A 2,205-nucleotide genomic window follows, 5' to 3' on the forward strand; every position below is an offset into this window, starting at 1 on the left:
AGCGCGTCGGGCGTTCGAGCAGGACGAGAGCATCACGCCCGACGCGCTTGTGCAGGCGCAGGGGCCATCGTATTTAACCGCAAGACTCTCGTTATGATCGAGGGACTGACGGGGGGCAGGTCACCAGGTGAGCGCGGGTTTCGGCAAATGTGACCTCGATCTGCCACCGCCGGACGTAGAGGGCGATGATGTCGGCGGGCTCGAGGGTGATGTCGGTACTGAAGAAGGCTTGCGGCTCGCGCTTTCCGTCAGGGTCGCGAACCAAGACCCAGCGGACCGGCAAGACCGGGGTGCCCGGCCTGTACCATAAGGCGATGTCGGATGTGATCTCGAGCGTCTTGCCGTTGACATGGCCATACCAGGCAGAGACGAGGACGCTTGTCCAGCGCGTCGCCGGATTGGCGAGCAGGGTCTTGAGCTTGGGCAGTGCTGGCCCTTTCTGTGCCGGCCGTCCCATCGTGCGTGATGTTCGCCTCGCAGGCGGCGCAAACAGGCTGGCATCCAACCGCAGCCGGCTGATGAGCGTTGCCCGAGGCGTAATGGCATGGGCCAGTTCGTGGACGGCAAAGCTGCTGTCGCCGATGAAGACGATCCGACGACCTGGCAGCCAGCGAGACAGCTGCAGCGCGCCCTGGCGGGCCCAGTCCGTCAGCAGTTTGTGACGACAGCCGCGTTGACGGTTGGATCGTTCTGAAGGGGCAAGCAACGTCAGGATCGGCAGCGCCTTGATCAAGTTGGTCCACGACACCGGGGTGAGCACCATGAAGCTGAGCCAGCGCAGTCCGCTGGCTTTGACGAAATGGCCGTGACTGGAGCGGACCGGGTCTCGGTATATACCCCGGGCAGTGATCCTGCGCCCCCATCGCCGCTCAATGGTGTCGTCCATGCCAATGACAACGGGACCATCTGGCACGAGCCGTTCGACCACAATGCCGAGCAGTCGCCTGGCAACCGCACGGGAGCTCCAACGGGCGCGGTTGAGGACCTGGTGATAGGTGGCAAAGTTGGCAGCATGGGATCGGCCGGTCACACGCAGGCAGGACGTAACGGTCCGTTTGCCCGTGGCCAGCAGGCCGCCCATCACAAGAACAAGTACATGCTCCCAACTGGGGGCAGTGAAGCAGGGGCGCCATACCTGCATCCATTGGCGCAGGATCTGGGGGACGGCATCGCCGATAACGGCCTTGTTCTGGTCCAACATCCCATGCTTCGAATCCTAACTGAAGCACGTTGCAACGCTTGGGCTGTTGCCATGCGGCAAGTTGAATCGGATACGCTGTGACCTGAAGGCAGCTATGGATGCTCCATGAAAGACGACGAAATCATTCTACGCATCGAAACGTTTGATGCAGCCAACGGCGGTGGCGTGGGCTGGTACGAGGACAAAGGCGCTTACCATCTCTATCTGCTGGAAACCGACGCGCCGATCGCCCGCCTCAAGCCTGTCGGCACGCGCGACGAAGTCAGGCTCGGCTACTGGTCACACCGGCGAAAATGGGAAGATATTGACGATATGGGCGGATGCGTCTTGCCACTCGATCAGGCCCTCGACCACATCGCTGAAAACAGCATCTTCTGGACTTGGACCTGACCAAAAACGTACAAAGTCGAGCTTAGCCATCATAGTATCTAGATAATTTTATAAAAGGCGAGTGATTTCAACGCGACGTGAGGCGCATTATCTTAGAGCCTGATCCGAAATTAAGTTGAGTGGTATCAGCGGGTTAGCTTGACGCTATCCCAAGTCATTGATTCAGGGGTTTTTGCGAAAACTTCCGGAGATCAACGATGTGGACCGACACCACTCGGGCGCAGTATGCCCGTGCGGACTTGGCTTTGCCAAGCGATTTGACCGATGACGAATGGGCGCTCTTGGAACCGTTCTTCCCGCCAGCATCGTTTGTGGGGCGTCCGCGCAAGTGGCCGCTCAGGCGGATTGTCGAGGCGATCCTGTATCTGCTGCGCGGGGGTCTGCCGTGGCGGATGCTTCCTCCGTGTTTTCCGCCGGTCTCGACGGTGCGACGCTGGTTCTACCTTTGGCGGGACAACAGGCTGTGGTTGTCATTGAACCATGCCCTTCTGTGCTGATTCCGAGGCAAGCCGCCCCCTCATTCCGAATTGATGCCGCCCCCATGTTCCGAGAAATAGTCGCCCCCTGATTCCGAGATGATGTCGCCCCCTTGCGGGGTGGGTCTGCCCGGGTTC

The 2,205-nt window shown here is 60.1% G+C and carries 2 protein-coding genes and 1 pseudogene; 2 read left to right on the plus strand and 1 reads right to left on the minus strand.

The genetic code is table 11. The features are described from left to right. Positions 1–91: 91 nt before the first annotated feature. Positions 92–1,201: an IS701 family transposase gene (locus tag D0Z70_RS24325; protein ID WP_239019132.1), complete on the minus strand. Its 1,110-nt coding sequence runs from the start codon at positions 1,199–1,201 to the stop codon at positions 92–94. 105 nt (positions 1,202–1,306) lie between these two features. Here D0Z70_RS24325 and D0Z70_RS24330 point away from each other — a divergent pair, with 105 nt between their 5' ends. Continuing rightward, complete coding sequence (locus tag D0Z70_RS24330) at positions 1,307–1,591, plus strand: hypothetical protein (protein WP_119750773.1); 285 nt, start codon at positions 1,307–1,309, stop codon at positions 1,589–1,591. A 197-nt stretch (positions 1,592–1,788) separates the two neighbouring features. Then, a pseudogene (locus tag D0Z70_RS24335) lies at positions 1,789–2,082 on the plus strand (transposase); the annotation flags it as partial. Positions 2,083–2,205: the final 123 nt, after the last annotated feature.

It is taken from the genome of Sphingobium terrigena, from assembly GCF_003591655.1.
GTDB classification, from domain to species: domain Bacteria; phylum Pseudomonadota; class Alphaproteobacteria; order Sphingomonadales; family Sphingomonadaceae; genus Sphingobium; species Sphingobium terrigena.

Coding starts and splice junctions, on each gene's coding strand:
- D0Z70_RS24330 (WP_119750773.1), top strand. CDS start 1,307: ATGAAAGACGACGAAATCATTCTACGCATCGAAACGTTTGATGCAGCC.
- D0Z70_RS24325 (WP_239019132.1), bottom strand. CDS start 1,201: ATGTTGGACCAGAACAAGGCCGTTATCGGCGATGCCGTCCCCCAGATC.